Annotated in this window: 23 protein-coding genes and 1 pseudogene; 17 read left to right on the forward strand and 7 right to left on the reverse strand. The window is 55.0% G+C overall.

All coding sequences use genetic code 11. From position 1 onward, the window contains the following. Positions 1 to 4 precede the first annotated feature (4 nt). Genes BUA49_RS06790 through BUA49_RS06800 form a run of 3 tightly spaced genes read left to right on the forward strand, consistent with a single transcriptional unit; the run spans position 5 to position 2,767 of the window. Positions 5 to 1,240 carry a branched-chain amino acid ABC transporter permease gene (locus BUA49_RS06790; RefSeq protein ID WP_084063505.1) on the forward strand — a complete coding sequence of 412 codons (1,236 nt, stop codon included), beginning with the start codon at positions 5 to 7 and terminating at the stop codon, positions 1,238 to 1,240. Positions 1,241 to 1,242: 2 nt separating this feature from the next. Further along, on the forward strand, positions 1,243 to 2,001 hold the full coding sequence (locus BUA49_RS06795) for an ABC transporter ATP-binding protein (RefSeq protein WP_072796432.1): 759 nt from the start codon (positions 1,243 to 1,245) through the stop codon (positions 1,999 to 2,001). Between the two features lie 16 nt (positions 2,002 to 2,017). Then, positions 2,018 to 2,767, forward strand: a complete 750-nt coding sequence (locus BUA49_RS06800) for an ABC transporter ATP-binding protein (protein ID WP_072797716.1) — start codon at positions 2,018 to 2,020, stop codon at positions 2,765 to 2,767. Positions 2,768 to 2,811: 44 nt separating this feature from the next. Here the strand turns inward: BUA49_RS06800 and BUA49_RS06805 are convergent, their stop codons facing one another. Further along, positions 2,812 to 3,069: a hypothetical protein gene (locus BUA49_RS06805; RefSeq protein WP_072796433.1), complete on the reverse strand. Its 258-nt coding sequence runs from the start codon at positions 3,067 to 3,069 to the stop codon at positions 2,812 to 2,814. A 179-nt stretch (positions 3,070 to 3,248) separates the two neighbouring features. Between BUA49_RS06805 and BUA49_RS06810 the strand changes: the two genes are divergently transcribed. The 3 genes from BUA49_RS06810 to BUA49_RS06820 all read left to right on the forward strand — a co-directional run bounded on the left by BUA49_RS06810 (position 3,249) and on the right by BUA49_RS06820 (position 5,353). Continuing rightward, positions 3,249 to 3,704 carry a DUF4112 domain-containing protein gene (locus BUA49_RS06810; protein WP_072796434.1) on the forward strand — a complete coding sequence of 152 codons (456 nt, stop codon included), beginning with the start codon at positions 3,249 to 3,251 and terminating at the stop codon, positions 3,702 to 3,704. Positions 3,705 to 3,825: 121 nt separating this feature from the next. After that, positions 3,826 to 4,620, forward strand: coding sequence for an SDR family oxidoreductase (locus BUA49_RS06815; RefSeq protein WP_072796435.1), 795 nt, complete (start codon positions 3,826 to 3,828; stop codon positions 4,618 to 4,620). A gap of 85 nt (positions 4,621 to 4,705) precedes the next feature. Next, positions 4,706 to 5,353 carry a DsbA family oxidoreductase gene (locus tag BUA49_RS06820; RefSeq protein WP_072796436.1) on the forward strand — a complete coding sequence of 216 codons (648 nt, stop codon included), beginning with the start codon at positions 4,706 to 4,708 and terminating at the stop codon, positions 5,351 to 5,353. Positions 5,354 to 5,390: 37 nt separating this feature from the next. Here the strand turns inward: BUA49_RS06820 and BUA49_RS06825 are convergent, their stop codons facing one another. Then, on the reverse strand, positions 5,391 to 5,930 hold the full coding sequence (locus BUA49_RS06825) for a hypothetical protein (RefSeq protein ID WP_072796437.1): 540 nt from the start codon (positions 5,928 to 5,930) through the stop codon (positions 5,391 to 5,393). Positions 5,931 to 6,280: 350 nt separating this feature from the next. Between BUA49_RS06825 and BUA49_RS06830 the strand changes: the two genes are divergently transcribed. Beyond that, complete coding sequence (locus tag BUA49_RS06830) at positions 6,281 to 6,739, forward strand: fasciclin domain-containing protein (RefSeq protein ID WP_139248774.1); 459 nt, start codon at positions 6,281 to 6,283, stop codon at positions 6,737 to 6,739. A gap of 241 nt (positions 6,740 to 6,980) precedes the next feature. On the opposite strand, the gene BUA49_RS06835 is transcribed toward BUA49_RS06830, so the two are convergent. Both BUA49_RS06835 and BUA49_RS17665 read right to left on the reverse strand, forming a co-directional pair. Beyond that, positions 6,981 to 9,002 (reverse strand): oleate hydratase, encoded by a 2,022-nt coding sequence (locus BUA49_RS06835; protein WP_072796438.1) that lies wholly within the window; start codon positions 9,000 to 9,002, stop codon positions 6,981 to 6,983. 175 nt (positions 9,003 to 9,177) lie between these two features. Further along, positions 9,178 to 9,393, reverse strand: coding sequence for a hypothetical protein (locus BUA49_RS17665; RefSeq protein ID WP_139248745.1), 216 nt, complete (start codon positions 9,391 to 9,393; stop codon positions 9,178 to 9,180). A 149-nt stretch (positions 9,394 to 9,542) separates the two neighbouring features. Here BUA49_RS17665 and BUA49_RS06840 point away from each other — a divergent pair, with 149 nt between their 5' ends. The 9 genes and pseudogenes from BUA49_RS06840 to BUA49_RS06880 all read left to right on the forward strand — a co-directional run bounded on the left by BUA49_RS06840 (position 9,543) and on the right by BUA49_RS06880 (position 19,015). Beyond that, positions 9,543 to 10,538 (forward strand): NADP-dependent oxidoreductase, encoded by a 996-nt coding sequence (locus BUA49_RS06840; protein ID WP_072796439.1) that lies wholly within the window; start codon positions 9,543 to 9,545, stop codon positions 10,536 to 10,538. Positions 10,539 to 10,698: 160 nt separating this feature from the next. Next, entirely contained in the window at positions 10,699 to 11,796 is a 1,098-nt protein-coding gene (locus BUA49_RS06845; RefSeq protein WP_072796440.1) for a GGDEF domain-containing protein, read from the forward strand. A 75-nt stretch (positions 11,797 to 11,871) separates the two neighbouring features. Continuing rightward, positions 11,872 to 12,990, forward strand: coding sequence for a baeRF11 domain-containing protein (locus tag BUA49_RS06850; RefSeq protein ID WP_072796441.1), 1,119 nt, complete (start codon positions 11,872 to 11,874; stop codon positions 12,988 to 12,990). Positions 12,991 to 13,024: 34 nt separating this feature from the next. Next, positions 13,025 to 14,152, forward strand: a pseudogene (gene zapE / locus BUA49_RS06855) (cell division protein ZapE). A gap of 103 nt (positions 14,153 to 14,255) precedes the next feature. After that, entirely contained in the window at positions 14,256 to 15,329 is a 1,074-nt protein-coding gene (locus BUA49_RS06860) for an extracellular solute-binding protein (RefSeq protein ID WP_084063507.1), read from the forward strand. Between the two features lie 21 nt (positions 15,330 to 15,350). Beyond that, positions 15,351 to 16,502, forward strand: coding sequence for an ABC transporter ATP-binding protein (locus tag BUA49_RS06865; RefSeq protein WP_072796442.1), 1,152 nt, complete (start codon positions 15,351 to 15,353; stop codon positions 16,500 to 16,502). After that, complete coding sequence (locus BUA49_RS06870) at positions 16,499 to 17,380, forward strand: ABC transporter permease (RefSeq protein ID WP_072796443.1); 882 nt, start codon at positions 16,499 to 16,501, stop codon at positions 17,378 to 17,380. Before BUA49_RS06865 ends, BUA49_RS06870 begins: the two co-directional genes overlap by 4 nt. Then, positions 17,377 to 18,234: an ABC transporter permease gene (locus BUA49_RS06875; protein WP_072796444.1), complete on the forward strand. Its 858-nt coding sequence runs from the start codon at positions 17,377 to 17,379 to the stop codon at positions 18,232 to 18,234. The genes BUA49_RS06870 and BUA49_RS06875 overlap by 4 nt, the downstream gene beginning before the upstream one ends. Beyond that, the gene (locus tag BUA49_RS06880) at positions 18,209 to 19,015 is read left to right on the forward strand and encodes a sensor domain-containing protein (RefSeq protein ID WP_228704421.1); all 807 of its coding nucleotides are present in this window, start codon (positions 18,209 to 18,211) and stop codon (positions 19,013 to 19,015) included. Before BUA49_RS06875 ends, BUA49_RS06880 begins: the two co-directional genes overlap by 26 nt. A 4-nt stretch (positions 19,016 to 19,019) precedes the next feature. On the opposite strand, the gene BUA49_RS06885 is transcribed toward BUA49_RS06880, so the two are convergent. The 3 genes from BUA49_RS06885 to BUA49_RS06895 form a co-directional block, all read right to left on the reverse strand. Then, positions 19,020 to 20,828, reverse strand: coding sequence for a PHA/PHB synthase family protein (locus BUA49_RS06885; protein WP_084063508.1), 1,809 nt, complete (start codon positions 20,826 to 20,828; stop codon positions 19,020 to 19,022). A gap of 97 nt (positions 20,829 to 20,925) precedes the next feature. Beyond that, positions 20,926 to 21,669, reverse strand: coding sequence for a 3-oxoacyl-[acyl-carrier-protein] reductase (gene fabG / locus BUA49_RS06890; protein ID WP_072796446.1), 744 nt, complete (start codon positions 21,667 to 21,669; stop codon positions 20,926 to 20,928). Between the two features lie 146 nt (positions 21,670 to 21,815). Next, entirely contained in the window at positions 21,816 to 23,033 is a 1,218-nt protein-coding gene (locus BUA49_RS06895; RefSeq protein ID WP_072796447.1) for a polyhydroxyalkanoate depolymerase, read from the reverse strand. A 180-nt stretch (positions 23,034 to 23,213) separates the two neighbouring features. Between BUA49_RS06895 and BUA49_RS06900 the strand changes: the two genes are divergently transcribed. Next, on the forward strand, positions 23,214 to 24,314 hold the full coding sequence (locus BUA49_RS06900; protein ID WP_072796448.1) for a mandelate racemase/muconate lactonizing enzyme family protein: 1,101 nt from the start codon (positions 23,214 to 23,216) through the stop codon (positions 24,312 to 24,314). Positions 24,315 to 24,344: the final 30 nt, after the last annotated feature.

Here is a 24,344-nt window from a genome sequence, read left to right on the forward strand (position 1 = left end):
TGCCATGCTGAAAACACTACGTACCAGTGATAGGGCTCTGATGGTCCTGTTCACCATTTTCGTGCTGGCCGTGCCTCTGATCATGGCGCCTCTGGGGGCAGGTTACCCGGACCTGATGCAGCGTTTCGCCATCTACGGCATCTTCGCCATTGGCTTCAACATCCTGTTTGGACTGACCGGCTACCTGTCGTTTGGCCATGCGGCATTTTTGGGTGTCGGCAGCTATTCCGCGCTCTGGATGCTCAAGCTGCTCAGCATCAACATCGTACCTGCCATTATTTTTGCTGTGGTGGTGTCGGGCCTGTTCGCATTGTTGATCGGGTTCATCTCATTGCGGCGGTCCGGGATCTACTTTTCTATCCTGACGCTGGCGTTCGCTCAGATGTCTTATAATCTGGCGTACTCGGTACTGACCCCCATCACCAACGGCGAAACCGGGCTGCAACTCGACCTGGAAGATCCCCGCATTCTGGATAGTGCCAGTGAAGTTGGCCAGATGGCATCACCATCCTTGTTTGGGCTTGAGATGGGGGATACGGCGGTGGTGCCGTTTCTCGGGATGGATTTGCAGTTTAACGTGGGGTTTTATGTCAGCGCGCTGATTTTGATCGGTATGTTCTACCTGTCGTTGCGCATATTCCGGTCGCCGTTCGGGATGATTCTGCGAGCGGTCAAAAGCAATCAGACCCGGCTTAACTACACTGGCTTCAACTCCCGGCCCTACACACTGACGGCTTTTGTCATGTCCGGCATGTACGCTGGCCTGGCGGGCGCCTTACTGGTCTGCATGGACCCGCTCGCCGGGGCGGATCGCATGCAGTGGACCGCCTCTGGCGAGGTGGTGCTGATGACCATTATGGGGGGTGCCGGGACTTTGATTGGACCGGTGCTCGGGGCTGGCATCATCAAGTATTTTGAGAACATCTTCAGCCGCATCAATGAATCGGTGGTCGAAGGCTGGTTCTCGGCATTACCTGATGGGGTGACGGATGTACTTGTTGCCGTGGTCTCGCCATTTTTGGGTAGCGGCTGGCACATCTCGCTGGGGTTGATCTTCATGCTGGTAGTGATCTTTCTGCCGGGCGGTCTGGTGGAGGGGGCCAGCCGGATTATGAATCTGGTTGCGCGGTTGTCGCAGGCCCGTAAAACCGGGTCGTCCCGGAGTGACGCCCGTCCCCTGGATGACGATGTGTCGTCTAAGGAACCGTCGCCCGGTTCCGTCAACACGAAGGAGCCGTAGTCGTGGGGATACTCGAAGTGAAAGGCGTTAACAAGCGGTTTGGTGGTCTTCTGGCGCTGGATGATGTCAATCTGTCGATTGAGGAAAATACCGTTCATGCCATTATCGGACCCAACGGCGCGGGCAAGTCCACGCTGCTGAACTGCTTTATCGGCAAGCTGTTGCCAGATAGTGGCACAGTCAATTTCAACAATAGCAGCCTTCTGGGTCTGGAACCGTACCAGATCAATCAAGCCGGCATCAGCCGTGTGTTCCAGACACCGGAGGTGTTTGCCGAGCTAAGCATTCTGGAAAATGTGATGATTCCAGCTTTCGCTCATCGGGACGGTGCCTTTCACCTCTCGCCGTTCAAGTCACTGGCGAAGGAGACCGCCATACGCGAGCAGGCCGAGAAAATACTGCAGGATGTGGGGTTAATTGATGACCGTCATCATACGGCGTCCGCCATGTCCCGGGGCAACAAGCGAAGGCTGGAGATGGCTATGTGTCTGGTCCAGCAGCCCAAATTGCTGTTGTTGGATGAGCCCACGGCCGGTATGGCTCGGGCGGACACCAACAACACCATTGATTTGCTGAAAACCATCAATGAGGCCCACAACATTACTTTCGTAGTGATTGAGCATGATATGCACGTAGTGTTCAGCCTGGCTGACCGAATCAGCGTTCTGTCACAAGGGCATGTGATTGTTGAGGACCACCCCTCGAACATCAAGGGCCACCCTAAAGTTCAGGAAGCCTATCTGGGCACCGCAGAGACATAATGAGGCTATGGGCATCATGAAAGAACAACCCAATATGAATGCCACGCATGCATCGTCCGCGCCCGCCTTTTTTTCGGTTTGGGACCTGCATGCCTATTACGGCGAAAGTTACATCGTTCAGGGAGTGAGCCTGAACATTCACGAAGGTGAAATACTTGCTCTGCTGGGTCGCAATGGTGCGGGAAAAACATCGACGCTCAGGGCTATCGCCCGGGTGGATTCGCCCGCGGTTACCCATGGTGAAATCTGGCTGGATCATCAGCCGCTGCACACCATGAAAGCGTATCAGGCGGCCCAGAGCGGGCTGTCGCTGGTTCCCGAAGACCGTCGCATCATTTCAGGCCTGAGCGTTTGGGAAAACCTTAAGCTGGCTCAGTTGGCGCCGTCTCCCGGCTGGTCCATTGATCGTATCTTCGAGCTGTTTCCACGCCTGGGTGAGCGACGTAACCAAGAGGGCACAACCCTGTCGGGCGGCGAGCAGCAAATGCTGGCCATCGGTCGGGCACTGGCGCGGGATATCAAGCTTTTGCTGCTGGACGAGCCATACGAAGGGCTGGCACCTATCATTGTGCAGGAAATCGAGCGCACGTTGAAAGAAATCAAGGCACTGGGAATGACCACCGTAATCGTCGAGCAAAACGCGGTTGCAGCACTGAAGCTGGCGGACCGGGCGGTCATTCTGGAGTCCGGGCAGGTCGTGTTTGACGGCCTGGCGAGTGAGGTCCTGGAGGACGAACAGCTCCGTCAGACCTACCTTGCCATTTGATGGCTTTCTATCTATTCCGATTTCATTTTGATTTCGAGCGTGAATTAATTTTGCATGGGAATGCCATCATCCCAGCGAAAGCCGATTCTTCCGCCCTGCCAAACACCTTTGCCGAATGGACTCGGCCCATCAATACTGACATGGAGCGGCAACTTTAAGGCAGGCGCAAGTGCTTGAACGCCGCGAACGGTGCGGTGCATGATCCGCAAGCCCTGCATTAAGAATGTCGTTGTATTCATGACAAAGCTGCCATCATTGTGCCACTGAGGCCCCACACCAGGAGTCGCCGGATAGGTTAGCATTCAATGCTAACCTCCTGTTGCTGACTTCAATGCAAGAAGGGTGAAAGCCAAGCTCATTGCGGAATCCTCAAAGGGGTCGCCACCAGCACGTTACCTTCATCCGAGCACAGGATGTATGTGAAGTCTATTCTGGCAAATATAATACGATCTTCCAAAGGTCTACTGGTAATGGAGGTTAAGTGACACAAACCACCAAGGCCCAACAACGGGCGGTACTTGAACGGCTGGAGAAGTTCAGTCGTTTTACCGACAGCAGCATCGGTATTCCCTTTACCAAATTCCAGATTGGTGCCGACTCTGTTATTGGGTTGTTGCCCGTGGTGGGAGACATGGCTGGCCTGGTGTTGTCTGGCTATGTGCTGGTGGAGGCGCAGCGGGTTGGAGCCAGTAAGGAGGTCAAACAACAGATGCTTCGCAACATGGGCATCGATTTTTTCGGTGGCCTGTTGCCGGTGGTGGGGGATGCCTTTGATGCCATCTACAAAGCCAACACCCGCAATACTCGGTTGCTGAAAAACTATCTGGAAACCCAGCTCGCGGTAGAGCCGCCCCCGCCCCCCTTTCCATGGAAAACCCTGATCGGGTTGTCCGTTTTGGTTGCCATTATCGCAGGTGGTTTAACGCTCCTTTTTTGAAACCGGAAAACCCGGGGCGCATCTATTTTCTGCTAACCTTCGTCCAGGAAAACTATCCGGCTCAGTTGCCGCCCCTGAGGGCTCGGCTGGTCGAAAGCTGGAAGACTCATGAGGAGCTGTCATGCCCACACAAACCGTCTGGATTACCGGAGCTTCGGCCGGCATTGGCGAGGCACTTGCCGTACGATTTGCTCAGGATGGTGCCCGCCTTGTCCTGTCTGCCCGGCGCCAGAGTGAGCTAGAGCGTGTTGCGGGTCTTTGCCGTGATACAGGGCTTCCGGCTGACCAGATACTGGTGCTGCCGCTGGATGTGACCGACTGGGAGGCTTTGCCCGTGGCGGTCCAGACCGTGCTGGATACCTTTGGCAACATCGATCTTCTGATTAACAACGCCGGTGTCTCACAGCGTTCATTGTGCAAAGACACAGATATGGCGGTATACCAGAAACTGATGGATGTGGATGTGATGGGCCAGATCGCGCTGACCAAGGCGGTACTGCCCCATATGCTGCAGCGCGGTTCCGGGCATCTGACGGTGACGGCCAGTGTGGCTGGCAAGGTCGGCGTGCCTCTGCGAACGGGCTACTGCGCCGCCAAGCATGCGGTGATGGGCTTTTTCGATGCCCTGCGCGCGGAGGTGGAAGGCCAGGGTGTGCAGGTTTCTACCATCGTACCGGGTTTTATTCGCACCGATATTTCACGCAACGCCCTCGCGGGCGACGGTGCGGCGTTTGGCGAGGTGGACGAGGATATTGCCGGGGGCATGGATGTAACCGACTGCGCTGAGATAGTCTTCAAAGGTCTCAAGGCGAAGACACGTGAGATTCCAGTGGGCAAAGGCAAGGAAATGGCCGCGCTCTGGATCAAGCGGCTTTCCCCGGAGGCGCTGTTTCGTATCACCAGGGCGCGGTCGTAGCGCACTGGACAGGTTCGCTGAACGTAGTTTTGCCAAGGCCTTCAAATCACTGCTCAAGGCTATTGAGCGACTGTAAGGACCCACTATGAACAAGATACATATCGATATTGTCTCCGACATCGCCTGCCCATGGTGTGCTATCGGCTATGCCCGCTTGGAGCGGGCCATGGAGCAGCTGGCGGCAGAGCATGAGTTCACCGTTGAATGGCATGCGTTTGAACTGAACCCGGATCACAGCGGCAAGGGTGAGCCGATCCTGCCGGCTCTGGCCCGGAAGTATGGGCGGAGCGAGGAAGAGATGCGTTCTACTCAGAACCAGATGATGACGATCGCAAAGGATCTCGGCCTCAACTTCGAGAAAATGCAGGAGCGATTAACCTGCAATACCTTCGATGCCCACCGGCTGGTCAAATGGGCTGGCGAGCAGGGCCAGCAGACCGGCATGAAACAAGCGTTGTTCGAAGCCTATTTTGGAAGGGCAGACGACGTCGCCGACCACGATATTCTCGTCAGATGCGTTGAAGCTCTGGGGTTGGATCCCTTAAAAGCCAGAGAGGTGCTGGACTCGGACCAGTACGCTCGTGCTGTGCGGGAAGACGAAGCCACATATCAGAAGGCGGGTGTCACGGCTGTGCCGGCGTTTATTATCAACGGCAAGTACCTTATCTCCGGAGCCCAGGAACCTGATGCCCTGGTGCAAACGTTGCAGGAGATTGGCGCAGAATCCGACTGAACGACACCCATATTTTCAATCTGAGCTTTAACCTGGTTTAGAAGTTGTAACCCAAACCCACGGTATATGCCCAGGCCCCGTCGTCCTGAAATGCATCGGTCGCATCATTTGTGCTGTTGAAGAAGAACTGGTACTCGACGCGACCGAGGAAATAGGTCTTAGGCAGCACATAGTACTTTAAGCCCGTTTCCAGACCGGCGAAGGCGCTGTCCTTGACGCCGTCGCCGTAGATCCCGCCGAGGCTGGCGCCGACGAAGGGCCGCGCACTGCCGTTAAGGAACTGATGGTTCATGTAACCACGGGTTGAGCCGTTCCAGAAATCATCCTTGATGCTTTCGCCCTGGATGCTGGCGTAACTGATGCTTTGCCGGACACCCACAACCATGTTATCCCTCAGATACCAGCCCAAATCGCCGGTCACACCGAAGCTGCCGCTATCGAAACTCTGGTCGCTACTGCCCGTCCCGGAGAGGGAGAATTCCCTATCGCCCTGATCTGGGCCGTTCTGTGCCGATGCTGCCATGGGCAGTGCACCGAGAAGACAAAGAGTGATTACCGCTGTGTTGACTTTGTTCATGAGAAGCCCCTTGCGTGTAATTTCCAACTTGCGCCATTAAGCTTTAGACGCGAGCCTACACCTTCAGGATCGGTGTCTTACAGCTAGGCCGTCTGTGCGCAAGCGCACACAGGATGCTGGAAATCAGCCCAATTGATACTGACAGCTTAGCCTGTACAAAATTTAATCAAACTGAACCCGTCGACAGGATCTGCAACGATCGTCTATTCGTATTTTTATGTGAATGTACCCGTAAGAAACGAGAGGACGATAACGTGAATAAAACAAGTGTCTTTAAGTCGTTTGTAGCTTCTACCCTGATACTGGGCAGTGCTGTAGTGGCACTGCCGGTTCTCGCCGAACATCATGCGATGGGTGAGAAAGAGAAAATGACCATCGTTGAGAGTGCAGTAAAAGCGGACAACTTGAGTACGTTGGTTGCTGCGATTAAAGCCGCCGGATTGGTAGAAACACTTTCCGGGCCGGGGCCGTTCACGGTTTTTGCGCCCACTAATGCCGCTTTTGAAAAACTGCCGGCCGGCACGGTTGAAATGTTGCTGAAACCGGAGAACAAGGAGCAGCTCCAGGCGATACTGACCTATCACGTAGTACCAGCCAAGGCGACGTCATCTGCTGCCATTCAGATGGTTCAGGATGATGGTGGAGCCCACCCCGCGAAAACGGTTCAGGGGGATGAAATCACGCTCAGCCTTGAGGGCGATTCGTTGATGATAGAGGATGCGAATGGCAACAAAGCTAAGGTGATCGAGGCTGATATGATGCAGTCCAACGGTGTGGTGCATGTGATTGATACGGTGTTAATGCCGTAGCACCCGAGTTGTTGGATTGAAAATGGAAAAGACGGCCGTTAGCGGCCGTCTTTTTTGTTAGCGCAGCTTGCGTGAGCAAGCTACAGCCTCGATCAAATACCCAGCGGCAACCTGATTTCAATTACCCGGCCTACGAAATAGTCACTATCACGCTGAAGATAATCGCCCCTATGCCTCTTCGGATTCAGCCATGACCCCTTTTTTGCCCATGGACCGAACAGAAGCAGGGTGTTCTGTTTGCTTAGCGGCGTTTGCGGAGTCTATTTATTGCTCCCTGGAGCCATCCCTTCGCGGTCTCGAGAGAATGGTTCCCTTCAACCAGCCCCCGCAAATTGGTCAGTTGTTGCTCGAACATACCGGTGCCTTTCAGGTCATCGGGTGTTTCATCGGGGCCAAGGGGCAGGATATTCTCGAGATAGGTTCCCTCCAGAAACCGGCGTAGCAAGCCCTCGCCGAGAAATGCCTCGTCATTGTTCAGTGTGCGTGTTGCCCGCAGCAGACGGCGGATGTCGTATTGGCCCGGATAAATGTCGGGCACCTGCTTCTTGATGCCTAGCAGGCTGTAAACGCCGGTGCGGGCCGTGCGCACGGAACTTTCCAGGGTAAACACCACGTCGTTATGAGTTTCAACGAACTGGCCGAGGCAGGCCAGGTTGGTGGAGCCTGCCGGAACTGCCCAGGGGCGGTCTCCCTGCGCACGGGGCATGAATTGAGCGGTGATGTAGGGCATGAGCGCGGAACGAACTATGGTGGCGGCAATGACATCGTCGACCTGATCGATCAGCCCGAGGTGGTAGCACAGCTCGGTCAGGATTTCCTCGCCGGTGCATTCCGGCATTGGCTTTTTCACGTAATCGCCGGGTTTGTCCATGAGCAACGCATACACCCAGGGCACGATCACATCAGCGGGCTGGTCCGGGAAGTGTGGCTGGCGGTTGACGGTCATGCTCATCAGCCATGCGGAGTCCGTGAAGGTCACGACGCCGCCGGTTACAGTTTTTCCGGAATAGGGATCGTTGACGGCCAGTTCCTTGATCTTCTCGGTCAGGGGGGAGGGTTTGCAGGTCAGTGTTGCCGATTCCCAGGTTGAGCTCGGCACGTCGGCACAGAATTTCTCGGGTCGCCCGAAGTCGGGGGATTTCTCGGCGAGCTTTTTCCATAGCTGCCAGCTTGAGCCAGTTTGTGGATCTGGCCGGTTTACCTTCAGTTCGGGCACCGTGTTATCCGTCCCGTAGGCAGTGTCTTCGACGATGGAGCCGATGGTCACGAACACCAGGTCGCGCGGGCTTACCTTTATGGTCTTTTCGCCATCAGTGGTGCGGCACTGGATCGCGGTGGTGATTTTGGACTCGCCCTGAACATTCATCTCCAGGTCGCGCACAATGGTGTCGTACTGAATGTTGACACCCTGATCCCTCAGCCAGCTCATCAACGGCCGCACAAAGCTGTCGTACTGGTTGTATTTGGGGAAAACGAGAGCGGTCATATCATTCAAACCGTCCATCAGGTGCAGGAAGCGGTGCATATACAGCTTCATTTCCAGCACGGAATGCCAGTTCTGGAAGGCGAACATGGTGCGCCAGAAGGTGTAGAAATTGGTGTTCAGGAAGCCTTCACTGAACCATTCCTCAACCGTGATGTCGTCCAGATCTTCCTTGCGTGCGAGGAAAAGCCGAACCAGTTCAAGCTGCTGCAGGCGGCTAAGGCCCATGGTTGAGGAATCCATGATCAGGCCCTGCTTTTCCAGAAGCCGGGCCTTTGACCAGTTCTTGTCGGCGTCGTTAACGATCCGGTATTCGTCGAGCACGGTAAAGGGTGCTGGTAACTCGAGTGCTGGTATTTCCGAGAAAACGTCCCAGAAGTTCTGGTAGGTCGCCTCCATTTCGCGGCCACCGCGGACGATGTAGCCTTCCTCGGCATTGCCCGCGCCGTCGAGTGCGCCGCCCTCGACCTCTTGGGACTCCAGAATGGTGATGTTTTCTGCCGGCATGTGACCGTCGCGGATCAGGAAGAAAGCTGCAGACAGGCCGCCGATCCCACTGCCCACAATGTAGGCATGGCGCTTGTCGACGCCTTCGGTGGGCAGAGGGCGATGGTTGACATAACTCCCATGCAGATCCGCAGGCGGTAAAGGTGTATCCACACCATTATGTAAGTGCCGGGACGAAGCGTCTGGCGTCACATCCACGGTTTGCTCTGCCATTGCGTCGATGTGGGTCTTCAGGCGAGAGGTATCGAAACGGGGTGCGTTGCGGCGGGGCATGGTTTTCTCCTTCCGTGAACGACTGAATGAGGCGCGAAACGCCAGCTATAGTTCTATCACAAGGCCGAGGTTATCCAGGTGATCGGGGTCAAGATAGTTGGGGCTAGTCAAAGATTGCCATGATTTACGTTGAAGGGGCCTGAGCCTTTTTCTCACCGGTGGCAACAAGGGTAGTTCATAGCTCGCAGTTCATCGCCACCGGTTTGCATGGCCTCACTGCAGGCTGCGGGTTAATCATCGAACTCGTTGCCCGCAATACTGTGCTGTTAGAGCAGATCACGTGCTTGTGCCGGTTCCAGGCGTTTCGAAGTTCGCCCATGCGATCTGGCAGGTTGGTAATGTACTTGCCTCTGAGTTCTCGGAGATTCTCTCCAGGACTGGCTTCTGCCATTGCTGCGCCCCTCATATTTTTTCTCTGCTCCAATGTTCTCAGGTTTGGTCGCCTGAAAACAATCAATGCCGACGGCCTTTTAAAAGTGCTTTCGCACCCACATCAACAATGAGTAGCTAATTCTTAATCACCACAGGGTAGATGTGCGCATGAGTACCTATAAAGCGATTAATCTGGTGAAGCACAACGAGGGGGCTATCGGTCCTGAGCTTTTCGAGGTGGTGGAAAAAACGGTTCCGGAGCCCGCCGATGGCGAATTTTTGGTCAGGCAGACCTACATGTCCCTGGATCCGGCCATGATGGGCTGGATGACTTCAGACACCGACAGCTATATTCCGCGAGTGGAGCTGGGCGATGTGATGCGCTCGTCGGGTATTGGCGAGGTTATCGCCTCCAATCACGCTGATTTTGCTGTGGGCGATCAGGTTATGGGAATGTTTGGTTGGCAGGAGATGGCCCTTACGGATGGTGCAGGCGTGAACAAGGTGGACAAAAACCTGCCGCCGGAAATGGCGCTATCGGTATTTGCGCTTCCGGGTCTGACCGCTACGCAAGGGCTTTATGGCTATGGCCATCCCAAGGCGGGTGAAACGTTGGTGGTATCAGGTGCGGCGGGTTCTGTCGGCTCAATTGTGGGACAGCTGGCCAAGGCCGACGGCCTGCGAGTAATCGGTGTGGTCGGCAGTGACGAGAAAGCGGACTGGATCGTCAATGATTTGGGCTTCGACGGCGCCGTGAACTACAAAACGGATGAACTGGGGGCGAAGCTGGATGAATTGGCGCCGGAGGGTATCGATGTCTACTTCGAGAACACCGGTGGCCCTATCCAGAATTACGTATTCGAGAGGATGAATGCGCACGGTCGTATTGTGGTATGCGGCATGATCGCCGATTACACCTCAGCTAACCCGAGTCCTGGCCCCAACTGGATGCGCATCATCAAGAAACGCTTGTCCATCCAGGGGTTTACCATGCCCGATTACAGGCACAAGACGCGAGAGCTGCATGCGAAGCTCACCCCCTATGTTCAGAATGGACAGATCAAGTACCGGGCACACGTTCTGGAGGGACTGGAGTCGGCCATGAGCGGTCTGGGCTTGTTCCTGACCGGTGAGAACAAGGGTAAGTTGATGGTGAAGCTTTAATTGCTCAGTTGCCCATCGTCCTCTCGGGCGATGGGCTGGCAGCCTGACTTTGCCTGCGGCTGAACTGTAAAGAGAACAAAGACTGATACTTGATTTGGTTAACTGCGCTGAGCAGATCTATTGTGTATTGTTAAGTTATCTGGCCAAGAGAATCGTTTTCATGCCAAAGGTTTCGGTCAACCCTAATTATTATTCGCCTCGCGACATGCTTATGCTTCGGCTTTCTATTCTGATCGGAGGTGTGTTAATTGGCCTGTTCATGATCGGCGACCTCCAGATGGTGCCCAAAGGGCTGGTGGATGCTTATGTCACGAACCGTGCATTTGTTCAGCTTCCAATCGTTTTTGCGCTGCTTGCTTCCAGTTTTCATCCGCGTTTCCTGCAGTTTGCTCAGGCCGCGTTCTTTCTGACGATTCTTAGCCTCGTTTATACAAACTATTATTTGATCCACGTGTCATGGAAGCTTGCAGCATTCAGTTTTCCCTATGAGGGAACCTTTTTGTATGCATTCTTTGGTTTTTTTGTACTTGGAATGACATTCCGTTATGCGCTATGGCTTATGTTTCTGAGCTCGGCGGGTTTTATTTGTCTGATGCTGCTGGATTCCGTTTACGGCGATCGCACATTCATGAACGCGGGATTTGTGGTTGGCTCACTATTTATTGGTGTCATCGGCAGACACAGGCTGGATCTGCTGTTAGGCGAGCTTAAAGGCGCGAATGAGCAGTTGATTACGCTAAGCACAACCGATGGGCTTACAGGCTTGTTAAATCGCCGTGCCTTTACGAGCGAGTCAGAGCGCTTGTTCGCTATACTGCGGCGTTCAGGCCAGCCGTTGGCTGTTTTTATGATTGATCTGGATCACTTCAAGCAATTCAATGACTGCTACGGTCATCAGGAGGGCGATCGTGCTATCCGATGCCAGGCGGATATCCTGAGAAGTGTTTTTAAGCGCGAGACGGATATTCTCGGCCGCTATGGTGGCGAAGAGTTTATTGTCGTTGCTGAGGGTCACAGCGCCAGTGAGTCTGAACGCCAGGCTGCCCGGATTCTGACTCAGTGGCAGGATTTGGCAATGCCGAACGAAGGTAGTACAAGTGGAAAGTTTCTCACTTGCTCCATTGGAATCTGCCATGGCATGCCCGCCGATTATGATTCTCTGGAGAATATGATTAAAACGGCTGATGAGGCACTTTACAGCGTGAAAGAAAGAGGGAGGGGTAGGAGTATTGTTGATGGCGGGTTAACCGCTCAGTAGAGATCCGATTGGGCTGTTCGCACTGGAATTGGCGAATCCGCCTGTCCAGCGATTTGAATTAGCAGGAGGTTTCTTATGTATTACGTAGATATGCCAAGCGCCGCAGAAATCGGCGACCTCAACCTCGCCCGCTCTGATGCGTCCGTCTCGATTTACCTACCGACCACGCCACTTAGCCGTGAAGTCGAGAAGAGCCGGATCAATCTCGGCAACCTGGTCAAGAAGGCGGTTAGTCAGCTTGAAGCCACGGGCTTCGATAAACGCCGCATCTTGTCGCTGCAGGAACAGTTCGATGACTTGTTGGCTGATGACGAGTTCTGGAGCCATCAGGCAAACAGTCTGGCGATTCTGGCAACGCCGGAGTCGCTGCGCACTTACCGCATGGCGAACAAGCTAAGCGATATAGTCGAGGTGTCGGACCGCTTCCACCTCAAGCCGCTGCTGCGCGCGATTACCTTCCCTCATGCCGCGCATATTCTGGCCCTTTCAGAAAACGCCGTGAGATTGATCGAAGTGTCTTCAGACTTGCCGGCCAGAGAGATCAAGGTGCCCGACATGCCTGAAGATCTCACTGCCGTCGTCGGTAAAACGACCAACAAGGACTATACGGGTACCGGTCACCGGCCTGGCGCTCAGGGTCATAGCTCTTATCTGACGCGCTATGTGCGGAAGATCAATAGTGTAATGCGCCCCGTCCTTATGCGCTCTGATCGCCCGCTCATATTGGCGATGACCAAGCCATTAGAAGCCCTGTTCCGTTCGATGAGTGCCGTCCCGGCACTTCCCGGCATTATTGCGGGCAACCCCGAACATTTGAGCGAGGCAGAGTTGGCAAGTGCCGCAAGGCCTGTGCTGGATGCTCACTACTCAGACCAGATAAAGGACTTTCACCGCCTGTTCGAAGAGCGAACTGGCCAAAACCGGACGACCACGGATATTTCCGATGCCGCGCGACTGGCTACTTTCGGCGCGATCGACAGGCTGCTGATCGATATAGATAGCGTGGTCGACGGCTTTATAGACGACGACACCGGCGAGGTCACTTTCGGAGCCCAGGGTGATGCGATTAACTATGGCGTGGTTGATGAAATTGCTGGCCGTGCACTTCGCACGGGTGCCAAGGTGATGGCCGTTCGCAAGTCAGATATCCCCGGGGCTCACGATCTGGCTGTTATCTCGCGCTATCCGATCTGATGGTTCATCTAACCAGAGTGGCCGCCGTCGTTATATGAAGCCTTGCAGCTCAGCGGTGGCGTCGCTTTCCCCCTACGCAGCCTACCAGCAGGCACTGGCCTCCGGCTTTAAAGACGACCCCGCTCAACATCAGGCGGCTATGTGCTTGCAGCGCTGCTATGAGCAGTTGCAGGCGGGCCAGCCGGATATACAGGGCGTGTATCTTTGGGGGCCGGTAGGGCGCGGCAAAACCTGGTTGATGGATCGTTTTCACCAGGCTTTAACCGTGCCGGCCCGGAGGCAGCACTTCCATCATTTTATGCGCTGGGTACACTGGCGTTTGTTTCAGTTAACAGGGCAGGAAGGTCCGCTTGGCCTGCTCGCGCAGGAGCTGGCGGCTGAGGCACGGGTGCTGTGCCTGGACGAGTTGTTTGTCAGTGATATCGGCGACGCGGTGCTGTTAGGTGGTTTGTTTCAGCAACTGTTTACCAAGGGTCTGGTGCTGGTAGCTACCTCTAACTAGCCGCCTGATGATTTGTATAAAGACGGCTTTAATCGTGAACGTCTGTTGCCGGCCATTGCCGCACTCAAACAGCACATGCAGGTGCTAAGTGTTGATGGTGGTCAGGATCATCGGCTGCACCCCGGGGACCGCCAGCAACGCTATTGGGTTAACGATCCGCAGGCTCTGGAAGCAGCCTTTACCGAATTGCTCAGTGACGGGGAGGCAGCCCATAGTGAACCCTTGCTGCTTGGGCATCGTGAAATCAAGGTGGTGCGGCGCAGTCAGCATGCGTTGTGGTGCCGTTATGACGATCTGTGCGAGCAGAAATTGGCAGCGCCGGATTTTATTGAGCTGTGTGATCGGTTTTCCCGCGTTTTTTTAAGCGACGTGCCTCTGCTCACGGGTGGCGGGCAGCAAACTGCTATTGCTCGCGGCACCGAGGATGGCGTGACGCAAGTAGAAGCTGGAGATCGCCAGTTGCCGGCATTAACCCATCAGGATGACGGAGTGCGCCGGTTTATTGCTTTGGTAGATGAGTGCTACGACCGTGGCATCCCACTGTACCTGGATGCAGCGGTGCCGTTGAACGAGCTCTACAACAAAGGTGCGCTGGCTTTTCCGTTTCGCCGTACTCTTAGCCGCTTGCAGGAAATGCAGCTGCAGCGTTTTGGTCAGTGAACGATACGAGCCCGGCTCCTTGTCAAAAATCTGTAACACACTACATTTAAGGTCATGAATTCCCCGAGATTGCTTCTCGTTGCTCACAAGGACAGGCCACACTATGAGATCTTTCCGTCAATTCAAGTATCTGACAATGGTTACTGCTGCAACTGCGGCGTTTTCGATTTCCGCTCAGGCTGAAACGCTCCGTCTGCTTACCTGGGGCGGTTACGCGCCGCAGGATGTGGTCGAACAGTTTGAGAAAGAGACCGGTATTGAAGTCAAAATTACCCTCTCCAATAACGAAGACATGATCTCAAAGTTGCGTGCCACCCGTGGCGCCGGCTTCGATCTGGCCCAGCCAAGCCAGGACCGAATCGTGAGTGCCCAGGCCGATTTCGATATTTATAAGCCAATGGATTTGAGCAAAATCGAGACGGCGAAGATCATCCCGTCCATGTTAGCCGCGACCAGGAAGAACACGGAATTTGAAGGCGAGGTGTACGGCGTTCCACACGTTTGGGGTACCAGCGGCCTGATCGTTAACCGTAAGGCGGCAGCCACAGTAAAGGATTACACCGACCTGTGTGATGATTCGCTGAGCGGCTCCGTGTCATATCGCCTTAAGCGCCCAACCCTGATTGGTTTTGCCTTTGCACTTGGTGAAGACCCGTTCGCAGCCTATGGCGACACAGAAAAATATCAGGCCATTCTGGATAAGGTTGAAGCAAAACTGGTCGCCTGTAAAAGTAACGTGAAAGCCTATTGGTCTGGCGGTGATGCCTTGTTGAACCTGATGCGCTCAGGGGAAGTGTCTGCTGCGATGGCTTGGGACGCCGGTGGCTGGAAGCTTAACGCGGAAAACCCGGATATCACCTTTGTGGCACCAAAGTCTGGCGCCCTGGGCTGGATCGACACCTTTGTTCTGCCCCGTAAAACCAAGGCGGAAGAGGCCGCTTACAAGTGGATCAACTTCGTTATGCAGCCGGAAGTTGCAGCCCGCATTACCGAATCTGCCGGTAACTTTACAGCCGCGAAAGGCAGTGATGATTTCGTTAATGACAGCTTGAAGGCTCAGTTCAAGGAAAGCTTTCCTCAAGCGGATCTGGACAACATTAACTGGTACCCACCCGTTCCAGCCGGCCTGGAAGAGATGGAAGGTAAGGTACTCGATCGGGTGAAAGCCGCTAACTAAGCACGACTAAGGTTGCAGTCTATGTCGGATCAAGCATTCGCTGTGGATGCCGATGCGGGGGTGCAGGAAGATCTTGCCTGCACCCTGCTGAGCAAACATTTTGGTGAGTTTGCCGCTGTTGATGAAGTGTCGTTCAGCATCCCCCGCGGGGCTTTCTTTTCCATCCTTGGCCCCTCTGGCTGCGGTAAAACAACGCTGTTGCGAATGCTGGCCGGTTTCCAGCAACCGGATTCCGGCGATATTCTGATCAAGGGCAGTTCAGTACTGCATACCGCCCCGAACAAACGCCCCGTTAACATGGTGTTTCAGCATCTGGCGCTGTTCCCCACCATGTCGGTTGCAGAGAACATTGCCTACGGGCTGAAGCGCAAAGGTGTTCCCAAGCGCGAGCACGCTGCCTTGATTGATGAGGTGTTGGCCAAGGTTCAGCTGCCCGGCTACGGCGATAAGCGCATCGATCAACTATCCGGCGGACAGAAGCAGCGCGTAGCGATAGCCCGCTGCTTAGTGTTGAACCCCGCCGTGTTGCTGCTGGATGAGCCTTTGGGTGCACTGGACCTGAAGCTGCGCGAGCAAATGAAAATTGAGCTGAAACGGCTGCAGCGGGAATTCAACACCACGTTTGTGTACATCACCCACGATCAGTCAGAAGCGCTGGTGATGTCTGATCAGGTGGCGGTGATGAACAAAGGCCGGTTTGAGCAGGTAGGTACGCCCCAAGAGCTTTACTATCAGCCCAAAACCGCCTTTGTGGCGGGCTTTGTCGGCGACAGCAATCAGTACGCAGGCACAGTGCAGGCGCAGTCAGACCAAATTATCACCATTGTTACCGAGCACGGTGTGCGGCTGCTTAGCCAAAGCCGGCAGCCAATGCCGTTGGGCTCGCCCATCACCTTGTTCATACGGCCTGAGGTGATGCAGATCAGTACATCCAGGCCTGAAGCTGAGCAGGATAACTGCCTGCAAGTCACCATTCTGCGCATGCTGTTTGATGGCGCTCGCAGCCAGCTTCAAGTGGAAACGGCCGAGGGTGCCGTGCTCACGGTTGCACTCCCCCAAACCGCAGACTTTCATGCCCTTGAGCCTGGCCGTTCGGTGTATGTGAGTTGGCAGGCTGGTCAGAGCCTTTGCTTCCCGGTCTCAACGGAGACTCAGCCAGAGTCTGTGCAATGAGCGTCGAGCCCGGCAACTTCAACCGCACGCAATATCGCCTGGGCTTTTGGCTGCTGCTGGCGCCTATTTTGCTCTGGCTTAGCTTGCTGATTATCCTGCCGCATATCGATATGGTGCTGGTGTCCCTGCGGGAACGCATAGCAGCACGGCAATACGCTTTCAGCTTCAGTAACTACACCGCATTTTTTACCGAACCGCTTTACTGGAATACCTTTGTACGCACCGCAGTCATGTCTATTATTGCCACTGTACTTACGCTGATTATTGCCTTTCCAGTGTCGTTTTATATCGCGAAGGTGCTCACAGGCAGACCCAAAATAGCTCTGTTTATCTTGTGCCTGATTCCATTCTGGGTAAGTGAGTTAGTGCGTACATACGGCTGGATGATTTTACTGCGGGAAACCGGGCTGATCAGCGGCGCGCTCCAGTGGCTGGGGCTAGTCGATCAACCTGTTGAAATGCTTTATAACGATGTCGCCATTATGGTGGGGCTTATCTATACCTCCATGCTGTTCATGGTGGTGCCATTGGTCACCACGCTCGACAGCCTGGACAACAGCCTGATTGAAGCCGGTTACGATCTTGGCGGAAGCAGTTGGCACGTGATGAGAAGCATTGTCATCCCCCATGCAATGCCCGGCATTATGAGCGGCTGTATTGTTGTGTTCATGCTGACGCTCGGGAACTATCTGACCCCGACGCTATTGGGGGGCAAAAACAGTTTGTGGTTTACCGAACAAATCTACACACAGTTCATTACCCGTTTTAACTGGGAGCAAGGCGCCGCCTTTGGCATTCTGTTGCTGATACTGTCGTCGCTGATTGTCTGGTTGGGTCTGAAAATCACCAAACAGTCGTTTACACGGGTGATGTCATGATCCACTCTATATCCAGTAGCCGTTTTTATCGGGTGTCTTACCGGTGTTACGTGATACTGTTTTTCATCTTCCTGATTACGCCACTGCTGGTTGTGGCGGCATTCTCGTTTAATGACTCATTGTTCCCATCGTTGCCGTGGAATGGTTTTACCTGGGACTGGTATTTGGGTGAGGGCGCTCCCAGACTTGGCCTGTTCCACGATGACGCCTTGCTCGACAGTATTGGTGTCAGTGTTCAGGTTGCTATTGTGACCACTCTGGCAAGCTTGGCACTGGCGACCTGTAATGCCTTTTTGTTTGAGCGTGAGCAGTTTCCGGGTAAGAACTTTCTTTATGTGCTCATGCTGATGCCACTGGTGGTGCCGGGAGTGATACTTGGGGTGTCTATTCTGGTGTTCAGCAGCACTGTAGCTAACTGGTTTGAGGTGAAATTTGACTACGAGATTGAAGCTCTGCGGCCCGGTCTGTTATTAGTCACCCTCGGCCAGTTTGCCTTTATCACGACCATCGCCACGCTGGTGATTTCCGCACGCCTGCGCAAATTCGACATTACCCAGGAAGAAGCCGCTATGAACCTTGGTGCCAGCCGCCTGACGGCCATAGCAACCGTGACTCTGCCGTTCCTGAAGCCTGCTCTGTTTGGTGCCGGCGTGGTGGCATTTCTGATGTCGTTTGAAAACTTCAACACCACCTTGATGCTGGTAGGCTCCGACGCCCCGCTCACCATTGCCATGTTTGATCGGTTGCGGGAAGGCTCAACACCGGTACTAAATGCGGTTTCGGTGTTGCTTATGGTGGGATCGGCGGGTCTTGCTCTGGTCTCGCTGTTTGCACAACGCCCGGATAAGCAGTGATGGGCTTCGGGATATGATTGAGGGCGAGCAGTTCATTAAAACCATCATTGATAGCGCGCCGAACATGATGGGTTATTGGGGCACGGATTTACGCTGCCGCTACGCTAATAATGCCTTCAGCGAGTGGTTCGGGATACAGCCCGAGAAGATTATCGGGATTCGGTTTCAGGATCTCGTAAGCGAACAATTGTTTGCTCTGAATGAGCCCCATATTCGCGGCGCCCTGGCTGGTGAACCACAACGTTTTGAGCGCACTCTGAACAAAGCTGATGGAAGTGTGGGGCATATCATCGGGCACTACATTCCTGATTTTGGCGCCGATGGTAAGGTCAGAGGGTTTTCGATTCAGGCCAGTGAAGTGACGGTTCTCAAAGGGATAGAAGCAAATGGTCGCTGGTACGGCGAGGTATGGAACCGCCGTAAAGACGAAGAACTTTACCTGCAACGCATGACCATCAGCATGGTGCGCGACGATGACGGCGAGCCCATGCGCTATGTATCTGTATTCAGTGACATTACGGCTCTATGGCGTAGAGATGAATACATTAGACACCTGGCGTTTCACGATGCCTTGACCGACTTGCCCAATCGTACGTTACTGATGGATCGGATTGATCAAAAACGTCTCCACGGCGAGCGTGAACAGAGTCATTTTGCGCTGATGTTTCTCGATCTTGACGGATTTAAGCGCATCAACGACCAGTTTGGTCATAAGTATGCCGCCAAAAGCCTGGGTACGAACAATATCAGTTTTTTCTCGACTGCCAGCCAGGCATCGTGACTGGCTAGTTTACCGCTGGCAAATCCTGCACATAGGCTCCGGGCGCCGGCTCGATCACCGGCAGCTTTCCTTCGGATGCATTACGAGCGTTCACCTCGCCACCACCAAACTGTTCAGCCCAGGCGACCCAGTCGGGCCACCAGGAACCTTCGAACTGTTTAGCGCCCAGTAACCAGGTGTCCGGGTCCAGATTGCTGTCCTCGTTGAGACGATAGCCGTACTTCTTCCGATCCGGCGGATTGATGATGCCGGCGATGTGACCCGAGCCGCCGAGTACAAAACGCACCGGTCCGCCCAGGTAGCGTGAGCCCCGATAGCAGGAGATCCAGGGAGCAATGTGATCCTCGATGGCCGACGCAAAGTAACTCGGCACCTTGACTTTCCCCAGGTCGATCGGAGTGCCCGCCAGCTCAATACCGCCAGGCTCGCGCAGTCGGTTGTGCAGGTACATGTTGCGCAGATAAAAGCTGTGCATGGCCGCAGGCATGCGGGTGGCATCTGCGTTCCAGTAGAGCAGGTCAAAGGGTGCGTTTTCACGGCCCAGCAGGTAATTATTGACGAAGAATGACCATATCAGTCCATTGGCCCTCAGCATGTTGAAGGCGGTCGCCATGGAGGCGCCCTCAAGATAACCCTGCTTGTCCATGGCCTTCTCGAGTTTGCTGACGGAATCCTCATCGATAAACACTTCCAGGTCGCCGACTTCGGAAAAGTCCATCAAGCTGTTGAGGAAGGTCGCGCTTTTGATCCGGTCGTCTTCACGGGCTGCCAGCCAGGCCAGCGTGCAGCCGAGCAGGGTGCCGCCAATGCAGTAGCCGACGGTATTGAGCTCGCGCTCGCCGGTGGCTTGCTCAATGGCGTCCATGGCGGCGATGGGCCCCTCCAGCATGTAATCTTCAAAACTCTTGTGCGCCAGTTCCGGTCCTGGATTAATCCAAGAGATTACGAACACCGTGTGCCCGTGTTCTACCCAATAACGGATGAACGATTTTTTCTCACCCAGATCAAGAATATAGTACTTGTTGATCCAGGGCGGGATTACCAGCAGCGGCCGGCGGTGCACGGTGTCGGTGGTCGGCTTGTACTGAATCAGCTGCATCAGCTCATTCTGGAAAACAACATCACCCGGTGTGTTGGCCAGATTCTCACCAACCCTGAAGGCGTCCGGGTCGGACATGCGGAAGGGCATAGGGCCCTGGCCCTCATCCAGGTCACGCAGCAAGTTGGCGATCCCTCGTAGCAGGTTCGTGCCACGGGTCTGGACCGTCGTGCGCAGTACTTCGGGATTGCTCAGGATGAAATTACTTGGGGCCAGAGCGTCGGTCATCTGGCCGGTGAAAAATCGCAGTTTGCGCCTGGTGTGCTTGTCCATTCCGCGCACATCATCGATCGTGTCCATGATCCAGCGATTAGAGAGCAAGTACGCCTGTTTGATGGCGTTGAACGCCATTGCATCGTTCCAGCTTGGGTCGCGAAAGCGCCCGTCGCTCTTTTCCGGCTCGATCACGGCCAATGGCTTGTTGCGTATGCGGCTGGATACCAGACCTGAACAAAATTTGGTGGTGTCCCTGAGCAGCCGCACCTGCGCGAGGATCACGGTGTCTGGCTGGGTTAAGAGCTTCCCTGTGAGGGAAGCAAAGGGTTTAGCCATGCTTTTGATGCTGACCGGATTAGGAGGTCTGCGTCGTAACCGGCGCATAATCGAGCGTTTCAGAAGATTGCCGCCATGTACGCCTGCGCGCATCAGGGACTGGGGCACGACGTCGGGCTCGAATTCAGGGGAGGGCGTAATTTTTACCGGTTTCTCAGACATTGACACAGTCTCCACTCCGCGGCCACTGGGGCCGCGGATTTATCAGAAACGGCGACGGACGCAAGTATTCGATGCGTCTACCGCGACGTGGTATTACTTACATGTACACGCCGCCGTTAACGTTAATTTGCTGACCGGTGATGTAGTCTCCTTCCGCTGCCAGGAAAACCACTGCTCGTGCGATTTCCTCCGGTTGACCAAAGCGACCCATTGGCACTCGTGCAACAATCTGTTCACGGATATTCTCGGGAACCTGAGCGAGCATTTCCGTCTCGGTAAAGCCTGGGGCAATGGCATTGACAGTAATGTTGTGCTTGGCCACTTCCAATGCCAGGGTTTTGGTGAACGCGATAATGCCGCCCTTACTGGCCGCGTAGTTAGCCTGCCCGAAGTTGCCGGCCTGACCGACGAAGGAGGTAATGTTGATGATGCGCCCGTACTTCTGCTCCAGCATGATGTTCAGCACTTCGGAACATGTGGCGTAGACGCTCCCAAGGTTGGTATCGAGAACCTCGTTCCAGTCCTCGTCGGTGAGTTTTTTCATGGACTTGTCCCGGGTGATACCGGCGTTGTTCACCAGGATGTCGATGCGCCCCCACTTTTCGTGAACCTCTTTAATCATGGCGCGTGCCTCCGGCATTTTTGAAAGATCCGCCTTGATGGCCAGTGCCCGGACGCCAGTCGCCTCAATTTCCTTGAGGGTTTCGTCCGCATCGGACTGGCGTGAGCGATAGTTGATTGCGACGTCGGCGCCCCGTTGGGCAAGCTGAAGTGCGATATGCCGGCCAATGCCACGAGATCCGCCGGTAACGATGGCTATCTTGCCTTTGAGGTCTTGCATGAAATTCTCCTCGGAACGAAGTTGATACTTGATTGTTGTTGTTCGTTAAGACATCACAGCCACGCACAGGGATGCTGCGAGAAAGGCTTGATTTCAAGCTAGCAGAGGCTCCAAAACATCACAAGGACTCGGCGCAAATCAACCGGTCAGGCTGCACGGATGAAGTCCCGTACCCGCGGCGCAATGGCCTCGCGCCACTGGCTGCCGTTGAATACACCGTAATGGCCAACACCCGGCTGCAGGTGATGCAGCCGACGGGAGTCCGGTACATTGATGCATAGATCGTGGGCAGCCCGGGTCTGTCCGGGGCTTGAAATGTCATCTTTCTCACCCTCGATCGTCATCAGGGCGGTGTCGTGGATGGCGGCCGGATTCACCAGACGTCCACGGTGTTTGAAGCAGCCGCGGGCCAGGTGAAACTCCTGGAAGACGCGTTGTATGGTGTCCAGATAATAAGTCGCTGGCAGATCCATCACGGCCAGGTACTCGTCGTAGAAGTCGCGGTGGCGGCTGACCTTGTCGGTCTTGTCATCGCGAATGGAGCGGAAAAGCTCACGGTAGGCCTTAATGTGTCGCCCGAGGTTCATGTTCACAAAACCGGTCAGCTGCAGGAACCCGGGATAAACTTTGCGCATGGCTCCAGGGTAGGGCGCGGGCACCGGGTGCACGAGGTTGCGTTTGAACCATGATAGCTTGTGTTTGGTAGCCAGTTTGCAGGGCGTGGTGGGGTCTATGCGACCGTCTATGGGACCGCTCATCAGTGTCAGCGAGCGAGGCGCCGCAGGGTGGCCATCCTCGGCCATGACTGCGGTGGCGGCAAGCACGGGCACCACTGGCTGGCAGACCGCCAAAACGTGGGTGTCTGGCCCCAGGTGATCGATAAACTCTATGACGTAGTCGATGTAGTCATCGAGGCCAAAATCACCCTCTGACAGCGGAACCTTGCAGGCATCGCGCCAGTCCGTGATGTACACGTCGTGTTCCGGCAGCATCGCCTCCACGGTGCCACGCAGGAGCGAGGCAAAGTGGCCGGACAGGGGCGCGACAATCAGCAGTTTCGGGTCATCGGGCCGCGTTACGCTGCGCCGGAAGTGTTTAAGCTGCGCAAACGGTTTACGCAAAACAATCTCTTCCTGAACTTCGACTCGCTCGCCATCACAGAGAGTTGTGTGCAGATTGAAAGCCGGTTTCGGGTAGCGCTGGGTGAGATCTCTGAACACCCCGTAGGCCGACGCAACGCTGCGTGCCCCGGGAACGCGGGATAAAGGGCTCAGTCGGTGCTGGAGCAGGGTGCTCTGGGCGCCGGTCAGCATGCGTATGGGCTTCAGCGCAGCGCGGCCTATCTCGTGGGCAAAGTACATCATGGCATTGTCCTGCTTGAGTTCTGGGTTGCGGCGTTGTCCCAGTAAGCCTTAGGGAAACCGTGAGTGCTACATTAACACGATTTTGGAAAGTCGAAATACGAGGCTGTAAATATCGGCGCCACCAGCCTGCGGCGGCTATGCTCAAGAGATGCTGAGCGTTGCTGATCAAGGAAATGCGTCATGCGTATCGAGAGTATCGCGGTTTATACCGCAGATTTAACCTATACGGGTAAGGCGTATGCCTTTGCCGGAGGAAGATCGCACCGTGTGTTCACCAGCACAGTGGTGGCGGTGACCACAAACACGGGGCTAGTGGGCTATGGCGAAGTCTGCCCCTGCGGCCCCAACTATATGGCGGCGTTCTCTGAGGGCATTCCCTCTTGCCTGTCGTTGCTGGCGCCCAGTGTGATAGGTGAGGATCCCACTCACACCACGCGCATCCACGAGTGCATGGATCAGGCACTGACCGGGCATGCGGCTGCCAAGGCGGCCATCGATATTGCCTGCTGGGATTTGTTGGGCAAGCATGCTGGGCTGCCAGTCTACGCTTTGCTCGGCGGGCTGCTCTCGCCGTCTATGCCGCTGCACCGAAATGTTCCATTGGCGGAATCGGATGAGATGGAAGAATCTTTGCGCCAGTTTCGGTCAGAAGGGTTTCGCCGTTTTCAGATCAAGCTGGGGCGCAGTGTTGAGGAAGATATCGATCTCGTTCGCGCTCTGAGCAAGGTCAAACATGCAGACGAGCTTTGGATGTGCGACATTAATCGGGCCTGGCGGCAGGATGAAGCCGTCCGATTCTCGCGGGCGCTTGAAGATCTGGAGATCTATCTTGAGCAGCCCTGTTACAGCTACGAGGAGTGCCTGTCGGTTCGCCGTCGAATTCGCCACCCGGTTAAACTGGACGAAAGCCTGAACTCCCTGGCGGATGTGCAACGGGCCTTGCGCGACGATGCCATGGACGCCATGGCCCTGAAGGTCAGTAGGGTCGGTGGTCTGACGCCATCACGGATCATTCGGGACGTGTGCGTGGATGCCGGCATAGCCATGACCATTGAAGATGCCTGGGGCAGTGGTATAGCCACTGCAGCCTATGCGCATCTCGCGGTCAGCACCCCGGCAAAAGCTTTGCTGACTACCACGGATCTCCACAATTACAATACCTCCCAGTTGGCAACCGGAGCGCCTGAAGTTTTTTCCGGCCAGATGACCCTCAGTGATCGCCCGGGGTTGGGTGTGGTTCCGGATTTTGAGAAGCTGACACTGCTTGATGTGTATGAGTAAGCTGGCCGATTTTGACACGGCTGTTGGAGC

The organism is Marinobacter antarcticus (genome assembly GCF_900142385.1).
Taxonomy (GTDB): Bacteria; Pseudomonadota; Gammaproteobacteria; order Pseudomonadales; family Oleiphilaceae; genus Marinobacter; species Marinobacter antarcticus.